Genomic DNA, 12,902 nt, shown 5'->3' on the forward strand with positions numbered 1-12,902 from the left:
GGGTCGGTTGCTGAAAGGGCTATTCCCGCTTCACCAACACCAGGGCCCGGCTTCGCCCGGGGACCCGGTCGGCGTGCTTGCGCAACGCCTGCTTGGCCAGCCACTCGGCCACCTGCTGAATGCTCTCCAGCCCCTGCTGCCGGCGGACCTGCTCCAGCAGTTCCAGTTGCTCGGGCGTGAAGGTGAGGGTTTGGTCTGGCATCTGTTCGGCTGCTCGTGTGGGCCTGCACTCAGGCGCGGGCCTGGGGGATGCTGGCGCTGCCCAGCACCGCTGTCGCTTCGCGCATCACCATCTCGCGCAGCAGGGTGGCGAGCTGCTCGCCCTTGTAGTTGGCCAGCGCCTTGATCAGGTCGTGCTCGTAGTCGTCGAAGCGCAGCACAACGCGGTTGTCACGAACGCGGCGAGGGTCTGGGTACATGGCGGTTGTCCCTTACTGGTTGGCCGGTGGAGTGGCGGAGGGGGAGGCGGCTTCGCCTTCCTTGATGCCCAGCAGCACGGCGGCGCGGTGGGATTCGCCGCGGTGACCTTTCTTGCGGCCGTTCAGCAGGTCGCTGACCAGGTTCTTGTTCAGGCCGTGCAGGCGGGAGAACTGGGCAAGGCTCATGCCCTTGCGGTCCAGGACCGCTCGGGCTTGCTCGGGTGAAAGCAGCGTGGGCATAGTCAGAAACCGTGTTTATTCGTGTTCACCAGCCGAATGAACGCATAAAAAAGTGCGCAATTGAATGGGTGGTTGCTTGCAAACGAGCGCTTTGGGAAATCGGCTATTCGAAGAGAGGACTCGTCTTACATTGACGCAGGAAGAACTGGCGAAAATCGGTGGGGTAAACCGCAATACACAGCGTAACTATGAGAAGGGGGAACGGAGCCCGGACGCTGTGTACCTGATGGCAGTTGCCGCAATCGGCGTGGACATCATGTATGTGCTCACAGGCAGCCGGAATATCAGCACGGCAGACGGACTTACCCCGGCCGAATCAACTGTCCTGGCGAACTACCGATCATTGCCAGAAGAGGACAAAGCTTCGGTGCGGCGGCTTACTGATGCGCTTGCGCAATCGGTGAGTCGGATCGAGGAACGAGCAGGCTGAACCTGCTGATCAGCCTCACGGCCGATGAGTGGATCCATACGTGAGGCCAACAAGGGCGTGCTGGACGCACTGCTGCCATGCGGGCTGAGGCGGTCGGGTGGTATGAGAAGAGTAGAAGGATCAGCTAGCTCGGCGTCGAACTGGCATGCGTCGGCCACAATGACTGGCTTCTTCTAAGGAAGCGAAGGGAGTAGTACGAATGGCGTTGAAACCTTGCAAGTCCTGCAAGCATCAGGTTGATACCTCCGCGAAAACCTGCCCCAACTGCGGCGTTGCCGAGCCAGGCATCACCACCGGTCAAACGTTGATTGGGCTCGTGTTTCTGATAGTGGTGATCGGTGTGGGCATTTCGATGTGTACCGGCGGTAAGGACGACGAAAAGGCTGAGGCGGAGCAAGCGAAAGCGCAGGTCGATGATGCAACATGCCGTAAGGACCTACAGTGCTGGGGGGACAAGTACAGCATCAGAGCTGGGGCATCCTGCAAAGACCCGGTAGTGAAACTCGCCAATTACAGTGCCCGCTGGACTGACGGCGTCCTCGACACGAAGTTCAGTCATTTCCGCTGGTTGAATCAAGCGCAAGGCACGCTTACTTTCATTGGTGACAAGATCGAATTTCAAAACGGCTTCGGTGCATACCAGAAGCATATCTACGAATGCGACTTCAACCCTGCGGGCGATCAGGTACTTTCCGTCCGGGCGCGTCCAGGTCAGCTGTGACGTCCCGCTATTTGGCCGGAAAAGGGGGCAGATTTATTCTCTTGTCCCCTTAGCATTTTGTTCAGTGCAGCACTAGCCATTCCACTCCTTTGAAAGCTATTTGGTCGTTGACTCTACGTGCTTCTTGGCGCGTTCCCACAAGTGGTACGCATCATCGACCAGGCCTACGGCGATCGACTGTCGTACTTCTGGATCGCGAAGCAGGGCCAGGTCGTCATTGGAAGGGGCGTGGAAGTTCACATTCACTTTCGGGTACTGCCAGTGCAGGTTGCCGGTACTCCGAGTCGTGGACGCGATTTCCCGGCTGAGCTCCATTAGGCGCTCTCGGTCTTCGGGGAACTGCTCGCCATCGCAGTAGTAGCCGCTGTAGAGCCGATGGTCGAGCTCGATGTACACCCCGCCTTTCATGAAGCCAAAGGGGAACGTCATGCCGAAGAATTTGCTGTTCTTGGCCTTCTTGTAATAGGCAGAAACCGCGTCCTTGGTGGCTGTGATTTCGGGGTTACCCAACTGCTCGTAGTGGCTTGCTTGGTAGGCCTCCATGCGCTCCCAAATGTCGAACTGTAGGTCGGCCAGGACAGCCTTGAAAGCATGATTGATGTCGGCGATCAAGAAGAGATTCTCGCCCTGCAGGATCTGCTCTTTGAGTTTGCTCATGTAGATCTCGCCCTGTTCACTGGATGTCAGTTTTTGGAGTAGCTCGATGTATTGGAAAACGCTTTCCCGTACACCCGGCTCGCGGGCTACGAGTGGGATGCAATCCTTCAGCCAGGCGATAATCTCGGCTTCGTAGCTGAGTAGCATCACAGGCAGGGACTTGCGGCTCTGCTCGCTGGGCTCGGCGCCATCCAAGGTGAGGTAGGTGGTCCAAATCTCGCGGTAGCCTTCCGCCTGCATTCGCTGGTGATAGTTCCAGAGTTGATCCTTTTGGTCGCCAGCGTAAATCTTGTTCTCAATGATCACGGCCTGCCCGGAAGGGTTGCGGATGAGGATGTCGATGTTCTGGTATTCAGTCAGCACGCTGGCGTTTTCCACATCGAACTGCTTGATGTCCAGCCGATCCAGCAGGCGCCTGAGCAGCGCGGTGCCCTGATTGTGGGATGCCTTGGGATCTAGCAGGAATGCCAGGAAGCGTGAGTGGAGACGCACCTCGTCGCTTGAACTGCGGAGCACGGAGAAGAGATTGAAGCCTGGCGGGCGGTGGTGCTTTGCGCGCAGCAGGGCCACGGTTTGCAGAAAGTCGTCCATGCGGGAACGTCCTTGTGGTGTGGAACGGGCTTCGCAGTATCGTGCATAAGATTCAGCCAGGTAACGATTTTCTGATGATGCATTGCCCACCTGGCTGCAAAGCGCGTGATTCGTACCGGAGTGATTGGACGTCATTCAGTTGGATGACGCGGGCTATGGCTTTTTGCCATATTCTCCGCTCAAAAAGTTGGCCTTGGAGGCATGATGAGCTGGAGCAGGATGACATTGGCGATCGTTCTTGGAGCAAGCCTGGCGGGATGCGCGGGCTGGAGGCCCAGCGGTGCTGAGGCTGAGCCGCCGTCCGATCCCGCCGTCCAGGTCAGTTCGAAGAATCCCGCTGCCGTTCAGCTGGTGGTAGACCCCAACCTGTTGCAACTGACGATGCCGAAGGGCGCTGAAGGCTTCATGGGCAGTGCCTGCATCGTTGCGTTCAGGCCGTACCCGGAGGTGTATGCGCAGGCACAGCAGTTTCTGGAGCGTGTGTTTGCCCGGGTGGATCTGACCACGCCTGACAAGCTCGTTCCCGGCTATTCGGTGGTGCTGGTGCCCAGCGTCCAGAGTTTCAAGTGGAGCTCTGCGGGCCCGACTACCAATGCTGCAGCCGTGGAGGTGCAGTGGACTGCAGTCAGCGGCGGTAAAACCGCCACCGACAGCGCCTACATCATGGGGAGTTCGTCGCTCGATCGCTGGCACCAGGGCTGCCATGATGCGACCGTGACGGCGACGGGGGCGGCCAACCGGTCGATCGCTTTCGGCATGGCCAGGCTGGTGGAGAAGCTTGCCGGTGCCCAGCTTCCTGCCCAGGGGCAACTTGCCCCGCGCAACGAGGCTGAACAGGCCGTGTTTCTCGCATCCATCAATAGCGCGCGTAGCAGCACTTCGGCCTTCACTGATACCTCCAAGGGGAATCAGCAGATGATGGATAACACGATGGCCACCTTGGTGGCGCTGCAGGCTATTCAGGCCGCCCAGAACTCAGGCTCGGTGGGTGGCGGCACGGCAGTGTCTGCGATGCCGGTTGTAGCCACTGCCCAGAGCACGATGTCTACCGGTACCGCCATGGGGATGCCGCAGGTCCAGGGGATGGGGCAGAACACAATCAGTGACGCTCCGGCGCCGGTTCAGGCTGCCACGCCCGTCAGCAGTGGCGGCAACTATCGGGCCGCCCATGAATGTGTGCGCTTTGACAGCACCCGTGGAGATGGCAGGTACGACCGGATTGTGAACCTCTGCAACTTCGAGATATTCGCGCGCTGGGCAGATCCTGGTTATTGCAGGGATGTCTGCGGTGACTCGGTGCGTCCGGGTATGAGTGTGACGATAACGCCAGTCAGGCCGCCGGTGAATTTCGTTGCCTGTGAGTACCCGGGCTCGCCGGTCGGCCCCGGTGGGACGTCCTGGAGGGGCGGTCGCGAGTACCAGTGCCGAGGGTGATACCTGTGGGCCGGGTACTTTGCTGAGTCCGCCCTGCGCAGGCGGAGATTGCGTGGCCTGCTTGCATTGAATCTCTGGCGCCGGTCCCGTGGGGCCGGTGCCAAAGACGGCGGCTCAGGCCACTGGGAAGAACACGCTCGGCTCCACATGAAAGCGCTTCGACAGCGCCTGGATGTCCGCACTGCTCAGTGTGCGCTTGCCGTTGAGGGTGCGTGAGACCACGGACTTGTCGCCGATCTCGGGCAGGTCGGAGCCGGTGAGGTGGTTCTGTTCCATCAGGAACCTGAGCATTTGCACGCCGGTGATGGCCGCTACGCCGGCGTTGAACTCGGCGAACTGGGGCGCGCTGTCTTCGTAGCGTTTGATGGCGACGCAGAGCTGGTCCACCAGGCGCTCGGTTTGTGGGGATTGCTCGGCCTGCTCGGTGAGTTCGTCCAGGAGGGCCAAGGCGCGGTCGTACTCGGCTTCGCTGGTGATGGTCTGGATGATGGTGCCGCCGGCGCGCTCAAGGGTGTGCTGGATTTTCTTCAGGCGTTCTGCCAGTTCATGGATGCCGGCAGTCGGGGCGTAATCGATGGCTACGGCGCTCATGGCATGACTCCTGTGTTCTTGGGGCTTCGGTACCACTTGTTTGCCTTGTCGTACTCGGCGTGGTTGAAGATGTGTTTGACGAAAATCCGCTGCTTCTCGAAATCGATCGCGGCGATCAGGCGCAGTTCATTGCCGCCTATGTCGATTACCCACCAGCCGTGGCGGTGGGTGAAGTTGTCCAGCGATGACAAGGTCTCCTTCAGCTCCAGCGGGGTCTGAGCGGTGGACTTGTCCAGGACCTTGTAGATTTCCATGATGCTGGAGGCCTTCACGGGGTACTGAGCACATGCATCAGTGAAGGCCTTCTTCTTGAAAACGTGCATGTCCGTCCTTGTTGATGTTTTAGCAACCTTAGGGGGTGGTTGCTAAATTGTCAACTTTGGCCCGTGCGCTGTTCGAGCTCCAAACCCGTCGTCATTCCCCCATCTGCCAGCTCGTGCGTCACCCGCTCCCCAAGCCACTCGATGGCGCCAATCCCGGTCTTGATCCCCTCCACCCGATAACGCCACTCCGGGCTCAGGTCTGGTCGTCCGCGCGCCAGGGTGAAGCTGAGCGTTGCGCTGCCGCGTTGGATCTTCTTCCACTCCGCCTTCGCCGCGCGCAACGCACTCGATCTGTCCGCATAGGTGTGCCGCAACGTCTTGGCGTTGTCCTCATCGCCCACAATGGCCTCCAACCGCTCCGAGCCATCCAGGTCGTAGTAGTGCGCCTTCACGCCGCTGTAGGCGTCTCGATCCGCCTGCAGAAAGCGGTGCTGGTCGCCGTCGGCGCGGGTGAGGGTGACGACGGGTAGATCCTTTCCGCTGGCAGTTTCGCCCTGGCCGATGGGCATGAAGAGCAGGCGGCCATGCTTGATGGTGGCCACGGCATCAAAGTCCTGGCCGAGGCGGGTGATGAGGTTGAGGTCGCTTTCGTCGGTCTGGTCCAGGTGGGGAATTTCCACCTGGTCGAACTGGGGGCTGATGGCGGGCTCGAGGTCGTGCTCCTGGCCGAGGGTGCGGAGGATGTCGCCGAGGGTGGTGTCGTGCCAGCTGCGTTCGCGCTTTTTGACGAGGGGACCGCGAAGGTCGGCGCTGCGGGCGCGGATGCTGAGGATGTCGGGTGGGCCGCTGTGTTCGGTTTCGTCGACGGTGAAGGTGCCTTTGTCGATGAGGCCGGTGTCGCTCCAGCCGAGCCACAGCTGCAGGGTGGCGCCGCGCGGGGGGATGGCGAGCAGGCCGTCGTGGTCGCTGAGTTCGATGTCGAGGGTGTCGGCCTCGGGGCCGCGGTGGTCGGTGAGGGTGAGGCTGATAAGGCGGGGGCTGACCTCGAGGGTGATGTCGCGGCCATTGACGGTGAGGCGGTAGCGGGGCGCGGGGTATCGGTTGTTCATGGCTGGAGGTTCCCGAGGGGTTCCAGCACGCTGCCGAGGAGGTCGATGCGGCTGTCGTCCACGCGCTGCAGGCGCAGGCTGAATTCGATGCGGCGGGCGGCGCCGTCCTGGAAGAAGAGGGTGCGGGTTTCCGACAGGTGTTCGATCACCCAGAGGCCGTGGATGCGCCCGGTGCCTTCCACCAGGGGCCAGGCGTGGCCGGTGTCGGCCATGGCGCGCAGGGTGTCGAGGCTGAGCAGGCTGCCGCAGAGTTCCGGTACCAGCACGCCGGGCAGGGTGATCTGGTCGTCGCCCCGGCCGAGGAACTGCCGCGCCGGCGGGGCGCCCACGCGGGAGGTGCCGGGGTGGCGCCAGTCGGTTTGCCGCTGGAGTTCCTGATAGGCGAGGGTGGGCAGGCCGAAGATGAACATTCCCAGGGCCATCATCATGGCGGTTACTCCCTGTCGAAGAGCGCGCTGCGGGCGCGGATGAGCCTGGCGCGCTCGCGCTTGTCCAGCTCCTGGGCCACGGCGCGGGCGATGGCCTGGGCATCCATGCCCTGGTGGGGCTGGATGATGATCTGGATGCTGTCGTGGCTGTCGATCTGGACCGGTCGCAGGCTGTGGGCGAGCGGTGGCCGGTTGTCGATGGCCACGGCGCTGCCGGCCATGCCGAGGGTGAGGGCGCCGATGCCGGTCATGCGCTTGGCCAGGTCGCCGAGTTGAGCGAGGGGGCCTTGCTCGCCAGCGGCCAGGCCCTGGGCAAGGCCGGCCATGGTGTCGCTGCCCAGGGCGGCGAAGACGCGGGAGGGGCTGTGGATGCCGAGCTTGGTCTTGAACCAGTTGATGGTGGTTTCGCCCAGCGTGCCGATCGCGGATTTGATCTGGCTCAGGCCATTGAGCAGGCCGCTCACCAATCCGCGCACGATCATGTTGCCCAACTCGGCGAACTGCACCGGCAGGTTGGCGCCCAGGTAGTTCACCGCTTCGGCCATGGCGCGATAAAGCAGGCCCAAGGGGTTGAAGTTGCCCAGAACGTTGAGGATGCCGCCAATGCCATCCTGGAACCCTGCCTTCACCTCGGCCCACAGGCCTTGGAAGTAAGGCGCGAGGCGGTCCCAGTTGCGGTAGATGAGGTAGGCGGCGCCAACCAGCAAGGCCACGATTGCGGCGATGACCAGGACCACGGGATTCGCTGCCAGCCCCCAGAGGGCAATGCTGACGGTGCGCAGTGCAGTTATCAGCGGACCGGCGAGGGCAGTGGCCAAGCCGGCGAGGCTGGGGAAGAGGGCACCAAGCAATTGCAGAAGACCGAGCCCCCTGAACCTGAACAGGGCCATGCCGTAGCTGACCACGGCGAATGGCGCGATCAGAGAGGCGAGGGTGAGTGCCAGTGCGCCGAAGGCGGCGGCTAGTGCGCCGACGACCAAAAGACCTTTGAGCATCAAGGCCGTGGCCCTGGGGTTCTCCTTCATCCAACCAGTGATGCCATCGATGGCCTCGGTGATCGTCTCTAGCAGCTCCAGGTAGGCGGGCAGCAGGGTGTCGCTCATTTGCTTGTAGGCATTGGCGCGCTTGGCGAGCATTTCCAGCTCTTTGCCCTGGGCGGTCTGCAGCCCCTTGCCATAGAGCTGGTCGATGCCATCGGCGCCGGCGTTGAGGCCGGCGTTCTTGTGGATCTGCTCGCGTTGCAGGTACATCTGCGCGAACAGGTTGGAGGCGGTGCGGTTCGAGAAGATGCTGCCGAGGGTGTCCAGCACCTGGTTCTTCTCGGTGATGCCCTGGGCCGCAAGTTGGGGCAGCAGAACCTTCTCCAGCCACTCGAATTGGTTGCTGCGGAACAGCTCGCTGCCCTTGATCGCGCCGACATCGAGGAAGGAGATCTGGCCTGCCTTGTCATGCTTGATCTTGGCCGGGTCGATGAGGCCGAGCCGTTCCAGGTTCCGAGCAGCGCGTTTGGTGGTGCGGCCCTGGTAGAGGTTGGAGTAGGCACTCATCATCGCGGTACCGACGCGGAAGCCACCCATTTCCTGCACCAGCGGCTCCATCTGGTAGTAGAAGGCTTCGTCTTTGAGGCCCTTGGCGGCGATACCTCCGGTCTTGATGACGTTCAGCCATTCCTCCGGGCCGACGCGCCCGCCGGTGGCGGTGAGCACCTGCTGCACGATGTTGGCCTGGCGCTTGAACGCGTCGGCGCTGGCAAGACCACCGCGCAGCTCGATGACCTTGAGCATGTCCATGAACTTGCGTTCGTAGTCGGCGCCTTGCTCCTCGCCGAACATCGCCTCGTTGGCGAACTTCATTCGGGCAAGAGTCGGGGCGACCAACTCGGCATGGTGGACGTCGGCGAACACCGCCATGGCATCGCGCACCAAGGCGATGTTGTCGGTGGCGCTGGTGCCGTAGGTTTTCATGGCCTTGGCGAACTTGATCGCGTCTGCGCTGGCCGCGTCTCCCAGGCCGAAGGCGGCGATGCGGTTTTCTTCCAGGGCGAAGTGCTTACCTTCCCGGATCGGGGCGTACAGGCCACGTCCGATGCCGTAGGCTGCGGCCATGCTGCCGGCGCCGGACATGGCGGCACTGCGACCGAAGGCCCGGCGCTGGTCATAGGTGCGGCGGGCAGTGCGAATCCCGGCTTGGATTTTGCTGACGGCCGCGAGGCGGTCCTTCTGGGTCTTGAGGGAGCGGTTGGTGGCGTCAATCTCGCTCTTCAGGCGAGTTTCGTGTTCGCGGAACTTGTTCGCCGAGATGCCTGCTTCCCGCAGGCTTGTGGCGTAGGGGCCAAGCCCCTTGCGCTGCTCCTGGATCTTGTCGGTGAGGCCTTTGACAGCATCCAAGGCCTTTCGCATGTCCGTCCTGAATGTTGCGGGTACGGGGCCTTTCTTCAATTCAGCCTTCAGTTGGCGCACCTTGCCGTGGGCCGCTTCCAACTTGGTGGCTGTTGCGCTGATGGCGGCCTGGTGTTTGCGATAGGCGGCGATGTCTGACTGCTGATTATTCAGGGCTTTCAGCTGGTCATAGGTGGCCTTGAGCGCCTTCGCAGTATTGCCGCTGCCGTCGCGGATCTTCTTCAGGGGGCCGCTGACCTTGTCGAGCGCCGAGAGCAGCACGCGGAGCTGCAGCACATTATTTGCCATCGCTTTCCACTCTCACCCGCGCGCGCTCGCGCCAGTCCATCAGTTCGCCGAGGCCGAGGTCGTCCATGTGGGCGGGCGCCCAGTGGAAGACCACGGCGAGATCCGCCATGGCGTCTTCTACGCGAGCAGGGAGGCGGCCGCCCGGTCCTGCTTCTGCAGCAAAAAACCGGCGATCCTGGTGCCGCAGGCGAGCAGGTCGGCCGGGTCCATGGTCGCGGCTTCCGGTTCGGTGAGGGTGGGGCTGCTGATGCGTGGCAGCACCTTGATCAGCGCGCCGACATCGAGCTGCAGCAGCTCGGCCAGGTGCAGGCCGCGTAGTTCGCCGGCGCTGGGCTTGCGCAGGGTGAGTTCGCGGATCTCGCTGTCGCCGCGTTTGATCGGCTGGTCGAGGGTGATGGTGTTGTCGGCGTCGGTTTTTTTGGCCATGGGGCACCTCGGCGGGATTGGTTGGTCCCGAGCAAGATGGCGGAGGTGCCTGGTGCGGCCTAGCAGCGAGGTGTGTAGCTCGTGCGGTTACAAGCTGTCGGTCCACCTATCCAAGGTGGCATTCACTTCTTCGGCAGTGGCGAAGTCGCCTTCATCGGCTTCGGCGATGGCGCGATGCGTTTCGGCGATCTGCCAGCTCTCGCGACGATAGTCATCCGGCAGGTTGAGGGGTTCACGGGACATGCAGACCTCGGAGGGTGCAAGTAAGTCGCGCCCAGTGTACACCCTGGGCGCGGCAAGGGGCGGGAGGGCCTACAGGCCAATGGCCCGACGGTGCTCGGCGAGCAGGTCGCGGCCGTCGACGATGAGGATGAAGTTGAGCAGGTCGATTTCGATTTCGACGCGGCCGTCCACCAGCAGTTTGTAGTAGCTGCAGGTGGTGGTGATCTTGTGTTCGGTGTCTTCCCCGGGTTCGGCATCACCGAGGTCGATTTCTTCGTGGCGGCCGCGCACGACGATTTCCACGGCGCTGACCTGGCCGGTGTCGTCCCGTTGCACGGAGCCGGCCCAGCGCAGTTGCACGCCGCTGGCGCCGACCATGCCGAACTGGCGCAGGGGCAGGAGGTCCCAGCCGCCGAGGCTCCATTCGATCTGGATGCCGTCGTCGCTCATGCCGAGGTCGGCCTTGACCGGGCCGTCCATGCCGGCGCCGCGCCAGGCTTCGAGCTTGCGGGCGAGTTTGGGCAGGGTGACGGTCTTGGCCACGCCGATGTAGCTGTTGCCGTCGTTGAAGAGGTTCATGTGCTTGAGCTTGCGGGGCAGGGCCATGGGGAGACTCCTGGGTTCGGTGTTGGGGCTCCCTCACCCCCAGCCCCTCTCCCGGAGGGAGAAGGGAGCAAAGCGGGGAGAGTGGGTTCAGGCGGTTACGCGGGTGGCGAAGTCGAGCAGGTAGCGGTCGGTGATGCGCTGGCGCAGGCTGAGGTCTTCCAGCGGTGGCACCGGGGTGTAGTCGTAGTCCAGGAAGAGGCGCCCGGCCTTTAGGCTGTCGGCCTGGTTGAGGGCGGGGTCGTACCAGCACTGGCCGTCGATCAGGTAGCCCTGGCCGGTGAGGTCGCGCAGCTTGGCGTTGATGCCTTCGACGATGTCGCGCACCAGGCTCGGGTGCATGGGTTTGTCGATGGCCCAGAAGTGGGCTTCGGCCATGGTGTCGGCCAGCACCTGGGCGGTGCGGGTGTAGTTCTCGAAGGCGAAGAGGGGGTCTGAGCTGCAGGTGCGCGAGCCCCAGAAGCGGAAGCCTTCCTGGCGGATGAGGGTGGTGACTTCGTTGGCGTTGAGGTAGCCGGCATCGCTGGCGGGGTTCTGCAGGTCCCAGTAGAGGTCCTGGCTGATGCCGCTGACGCCGCGCACGGGGATGTTGGAGAGGGTCTTGTGCCAGCCGGTTTCCTGGTCGAGGCGGGCGCGCAGGCCCAGGGCCCGGGCGCTGGCCGCCGCCCTGTCGGGGGTGCGGGTGGCGCTGTTCCAGGTGAGGAAGTCGGGCCAGATGAGCATGAGCTCCCGGGCGCCGAAGTTCTGCCGGTAGGCGACGGCGTCTTCGCGGGTTTCGCAGCCCCATGCGCTGGCGTAGGCGAAGGCGCGAAGCTTGGCGGCGATGGCGGCCAGCTCGGTGGTGACCTGCAGGTCGTCCAGCCCCGGGCAGCCGAGAATGCGCGGGGTGACGCCCAGGCGGCCCCTGGCGGCCAGCAGGGCCTTGAGGCCGGTGAACTGGCCGGAGGGGGTGACCTGGCCGATGAGGTTGCTGGTGGTTTCTTCCGGGGACTCGCCTTCCGGCACCCGGACTACGACGGTGATGGGGCTGGCGTTGTCGGCGATGGCGGAAAGGCTCGGCGCCAGGGTGCCCTTGTCGCCGGCCTTGCCACTGGCTGAGAGGACGTCGGTGAGCAGGACGGGCGTGTTGAAGGGGAAGAGTTGGTCGTCGGCATCGGCACTGGTGCAGGCCAGGCCGACGACGGCGGTGGAGACGGTGCGGATGGGGCGGATGCCGTCGTTGATTTCGACGACACGGAGGCCGTGGTGGTAGTCGGACATGGCATGCCTGCGGCGCTGTTGGGTGACAGCAGCAGGCTGCCCCGCGCGTGCGGCGAGTGCGAGGGGCGGATCCTGTAGGCGGTGTGCCTACAGGCTGGGGAGTTGTTTGAGGGTGGTGCTGAGGATCTGTTCAGCCTTGACGGTGTTGCCTTCGGCCACGGCGTCGCGCAGTGCTTCCTTGGCGTTCACCACGAGGGCGTGCAGGTGAGCTTGCCGGTCATGCCGGGCTTCGTCTTCCTGAAGTATGCGCTCGGCCGTGGCCTGGGCAGTCTCGCCGGGGGCCCCCAGTGTGCTGAGTGGGGCGGGGATGTCGTCCTCCGGGTAGCCGGCCGCGCGGTAGCTGCTGGCGGCCAGTATGGCGAGCTGCCGCGTTTGCAGCGCGAGGCTGTCGTCATCGAGGGCTGACAGGGCCTCCGCCAAGGCGGTGTCCAGGTGCTCCCAGAGTTGGCGGGTGAGCTGGCGCCGGTTCTCTTCCTGGAGCGCACGGTCGAGTTGCCAGCGGCTGCCGGCCCAGCGGTGGTCGGGGCTGGTACGTGGACGATGGGTAAGGTGCTCGGGCAACGGTCCCAATTCGTGGTGCTGCACCGGCGCGCCCGTGGCGGTTTCGTAGACGGTGCCGCGTAGGTCGGGCACGGCCTGCCAGCCCTGTTCGGTGCGGACTATGGCTTCGCCTCGTCCGGCTGGCGGAGGGGCGTCGATGTAGGCGTGGGCGGGGATCAGCCAAGCGCCTTCGGCCATGGGGTCAGGGTCGGCCTGGCCCGGGCCGAGGTACTCCCCGGTAAGCGGGTGGGCGTGGTGGATCACGAGCAGATTGACCATGG

Annotated in this window: 18 protein-coding genes; 3 read left to right on the plus strand and 15 right to left on the minus strand. The window is 63.5% G+C overall.

Annotation, left to right across the window (positions count from 1 at the left end; genetic code table 11):
* Positions 1-19: 19 nt before the first annotated feature.
* The 3 genes from KF707C_RS13595 to KF707C_RS13605 are packed head-to-tail and all read right to left on the minus strand — an operon-like array spanning position 20 to position 659.
* Complete coding sequence (locus tag KF707C_RS13595) at positions 20-202, minus strand: hypothetical protein (protein ID WP_004421837.1); 183 nt, start codon at positions 200-202, stop codon at positions 20-22.
* Positions 203-230: 28 nt separating this feature from the next.
* Complete coding sequence (locus KF707C_RS13600) at positions 231-419, minus strand: hypothetical protein (RefSeq protein ID WP_036992998.1); 189 nt, start codon at positions 417-419, stop codon at positions 231-233.
* A gap of 12 nt (positions 420-431) precedes the next feature.
* The gene (locus KF707C_RS13605; RefSeq protein ID WP_004421833.1) at positions 432-659 is read right to left on the minus strand and encodes a DNA-binding protein; all 228 of its coding nucleotides are present in this window, start codon (positions 657-659) and stop codon (positions 432-434) included.
* Positions 660-723: 64 nt separating this feature from the next.
* Here KF707C_RS13605 and KF707C_RS13610 point away from each other — a divergent pair, with 64 nt between their 5' ends.
* Positions 724-1,089, plus strand: coding sequence for a helix-turn-helix domain-containing protein (locus KF707C_RS13610; protein WP_036992993.1), 366 nt, complete (start codon positions 724-726; stop codon positions 1,087-1,089).
* A 199-nt stretch (positions 1,090-1,288) separates the two neighbouring features.
* On the plus strand, positions 1,289-1,810 hold the full coding sequence (locus KF707C_RS13615) for a hypothetical protein (RefSeq protein ID WP_036992983.1): 522 nt from the start codon (positions 1,289-1,291) through the stop codon (positions 1,808-1,810).
* Positions 1,811-1,906: 96 nt separating this feature from the next.
* On the opposite strand, the gene KF707C_RS13620 is transcribed toward KF707C_RS13615, so the two are convergent.
* Complete coding sequence (locus tag KF707C_RS13620) at positions 1,907-3,058, minus strand: PDDEXK-like family protein (RefSeq protein ID WP_004421831.1); 1,152 nt, start codon at positions 3,056-3,058, stop codon at positions 1,907-1,909.
* Positions 3,059-3,262: 204 nt separating this feature from the next.
* Here KF707C_RS13620 and KF707C_RS13625 point away from each other — a divergent pair, with 204 nt between their 5' ends.
* Complete coding sequence (locus KF707C_RS13625; protein WP_004421828.1) at positions 3,263-4,492, plus strand: hypothetical protein; 1,230 nt, start codon at positions 3,263-3,265, stop codon at positions 4,490-4,492.
* Positions 4,493-4,606: 114 nt separating this feature from the next.
* Here KF707C_RS13625 and KF707C_RS13630 read toward each other — a convergent pair whose 3' ends face one another.
* The 11 genes from KF707C_RS13630 to KF707C_RS13675 form a co-directional block, all read right to left on the minus strand.
* Complete coding sequence (locus KF707C_RS13630; RefSeq protein ID WP_004421826.1) at positions 4,607-5,083, minus strand: helix-turn-helix domain-containing protein; 477 nt, start codon at positions 5,081-5,083, stop codon at positions 4,607-4,609.
* The gene (locus tag KF707C_RS13635; protein WP_004421822.1) at positions 5,080-5,406 is read right to left on the minus strand and encodes a type II toxin-antitoxin system HigB family toxin; all 327 of its coding nucleotides are present in this window, start codon (positions 5,404-5,406) and stop codon (positions 5,080-5,082) included. The genes KF707C_RS13630 and KF707C_RS13635 overlap by 4 nt, the downstream gene beginning before the upstream one ends.
* Positions 5,407-5,456: 50 nt before the next feature.
* A complete protein-coding gene (locus KF707C_RS13640; RefSeq protein ID WP_004421820.1) occupies positions 5,457-6,455 on the minus strand; it encodes a phage late control D family protein in 999 nt (332 codons plus the stop codon).
* Complete coding sequence (locus KF707C_RS13645) at positions 6,452-6,883, minus strand: phage tail protein (RefSeq protein WP_004421818.1); 432 nt, start codon at positions 6,881-6,883, stop codon at positions 6,452-6,454. The genes KF707C_RS13640 and KF707C_RS13645 overlap by 4 nt, the downstream gene beginning before the upstream one ends.
* A gap of 5 nt (positions 6,884-6,888) precedes the next feature.
* A complete protein-coding gene (locus tag KF707C_RS13650; protein ID WP_004421815.1) occupies positions 6,889-9,570 on the minus strand; it encodes a phage tail tape measure protein in 2,682 nt (893 codons plus the stop codon).
* Complete coding sequence (locus tag KF707C_RS13655; protein ID WP_004421814.1) at positions 9,560-9,679, minus strand: GpE family phage tail protein; 120 nt, start codon at positions 9,677-9,679, stop codon at positions 9,560-9,562. The genes KF707C_RS13650 and KF707C_RS13655 overlap by 11 nt, the downstream gene beginning before the upstream one ends.
* Positions 9,680-9,687: 8 nt before the next feature.
* Positions 9,688-9,996: a phage tail assembly protein gene (locus KF707C_RS13660; RefSeq protein ID WP_004421811.1), complete on the minus strand. Its 309-nt coding sequence runs from the start codon at positions 9,994-9,996 to the stop codon at positions 9,688-9,690.
* Between the two features lie 87 nt (positions 9,997-10,083).
* Entirely contained in the window at positions 10,084-10,239 is a 156-nt protein-coding gene (locus tag KF707C_RS29470; RefSeq protein WP_004421809.1) for a hypothetical protein, read from the minus strand.
* 69 nt (positions 10,240-10,308) lie between these two features.
* A complete protein-coding gene (locus KF707C_RS13665; RefSeq protein WP_004421808.1) occupies positions 10,309-10,824 on the minus strand; it encodes a phage major tail tube protein in 516 nt (171 codons plus the stop codon).
* Between the two features lie 87 nt (positions 10,825-10,911).
* Positions 10,912-12,081 (minus strand): phage tail sheath protein, encoded by a 1,170-nt coding sequence (locus tag KF707C_RS13670; protein ID WP_004421806.1) that lies wholly within the window; start codon positions 12,079-12,081, stop codon positions 10,912-10,914.
* Between the two features lie 87 nt (positions 12,082-12,168).
* Positions 12,169-12,900: a hypothetical protein gene (locus tag KF707C_RS13675; protein WP_004421804.1), complete on the minus strand. Its 732-nt coding sequence runs from the start codon at positions 12,898-12,900 to the stop codon at positions 12,169-12,171.
* Positions 12,901-12,902 lie beyond the last annotated feature (2 nt).

This window comes from Pseudomonas furukawaii (assembly GCF_002355475.1).
GTDB lineage: Bacteria > Pseudomonadota > Gammaproteobacteria > Pseudomonadales > Pseudomonadaceae > Metapseudomonas > Metapseudomonas furukawaii.

What these genes read in the sequence shown, in the direction of transcription:
- KF707C_RS13595 (WP_004421837.1), bottom strand. Translation starts at nt 202, where the DNA reads ATGCCAGACCAAACCCTCACCTTCACGCCCGAGCAACTGGAACTGCTG.
- KF707C_RS13600 (WP_036992998.1), bottom strand. Translation starts at nt 419, where the DNA reads ATGTACCCAGACCCTCGCCGCGTTCGTGACAACCGCGTTGTGCTGCGC.
- KF707C_RS13605 (WP_004421833.1), bottom strand. Translation starts at nt 659, where the DNA reads ATGCCCACGCTGCTTTCACCCGAGCAAGCCCGAGCGGTCCTGGACCGC.
- KF707C_RS13610 (WP_036992993.1), top strand. Translation starts at nt 724, where the DNA reads ATGGGTGGTTGCTTGCAAACGAGCGCTTTGGGAAATCGGCTATTCGAA.
- KF707C_RS13615 (WP_036992983.1), top strand. Translation starts at nt 1,289, where the DNA reads ATGGCGTTGAAACCTTGCAAGTCCTGCAAGCATCAGGTTGATACCTCC.
- KF707C_RS13620 (WP_004421831.1), bottom strand. Translation starts at nt 3,058, where the DNA reads ATGGACGACTTTCTGCAAACCGTGGCCCTGCTGCGCGCAAAGCACCAC.
- KF707C_RS13625 (WP_004421828.1), top strand. Translation starts at nt 3,263, where the DNA reads ATGAGCTGGAGCAGGATGACATTGGCGATCGTTCTTGGAGCAAGCCTG.
- KF707C_RS13630 (WP_004421826.1), bottom strand. Translation starts at nt 5,083, where the DNA reads ATGAGCGCCGTAGCCATCGATTACGCCCCGACTGCCGGCATCCATGAA.
- KF707C_RS13635 (WP_004421822.1), bottom strand. Translation starts at nt 5,406, where the DNA reads ATGCACGTTTTCAAGAAGAAGGCCTTCACTGATGCATGTGCTCAGTAC.
- KF707C_RS13640 (WP_004421820.1), bottom strand. Translation starts at nt 6,455, where the DNA reads ATGAACAACCGATACCCCGCGCCCCGCTACCGCCTCACCGTCAATGGC.
- KF707C_RS13645 (WP_004421818.1), bottom strand. Translation starts at nt 6,883, where the DNA reads ATGATGATGGCCCTGGGAATGTTCATCTTCGGCCTGCCCACCCTCGCC.
- KF707C_RS13650 (WP_004421815.1), bottom strand. Translation starts at nt 9,570, where the DNA reads ATGGCAAATAATGTGCTGCAGCTCCGCGTGCTGCTCTCGGCGCTCGAC.
- KF707C_RS13655 (WP_004421814.1), bottom strand. Translation starts at nt 9,679, where the DNA reads ATGGCGGATCTCGCCGTGGTCTTCCACTGGGCGCCCGCCCACATGGAC.
- KF707C_RS13660 (WP_004421811.1), bottom strand. Translation starts at nt 9,996, where the DNA reads ATGGCCAAAAAAACCGACGCCGACAACACCATCACCCTCGACCAGCCG.
- KF707C_RS29470 (WP_004421809.1), bottom strand. Translation starts at nt 10,239, where the DNA reads ATGTCCCGTGAACCCCTCAACCTGCCGGATGACTATCGTCGCGAGAGC.
- KF707C_RS13665 (WP_004421808.1), bottom strand. Translation starts at nt 10,824, where the DNA reads ATGGCCCTGCCCCGCAAGCTCAAGCACATGAACCTCTTCAACGACGGC.
- KF707C_RS13670 (WP_004421806.1), bottom strand. Translation starts at nt 12,081, where the DNA reads ATGTCCGACTACCACCACGGCCTCCGTGTCGTCGAAATCAACGACGGC.
- KF707C_RS13675 (WP_004421804.1), bottom strand. Translation starts at nt 12,900, where the DNA reads ATGGTCAATCTGCTCGTGATCCACCACGCCCACCCGCTTACCGGGGAG.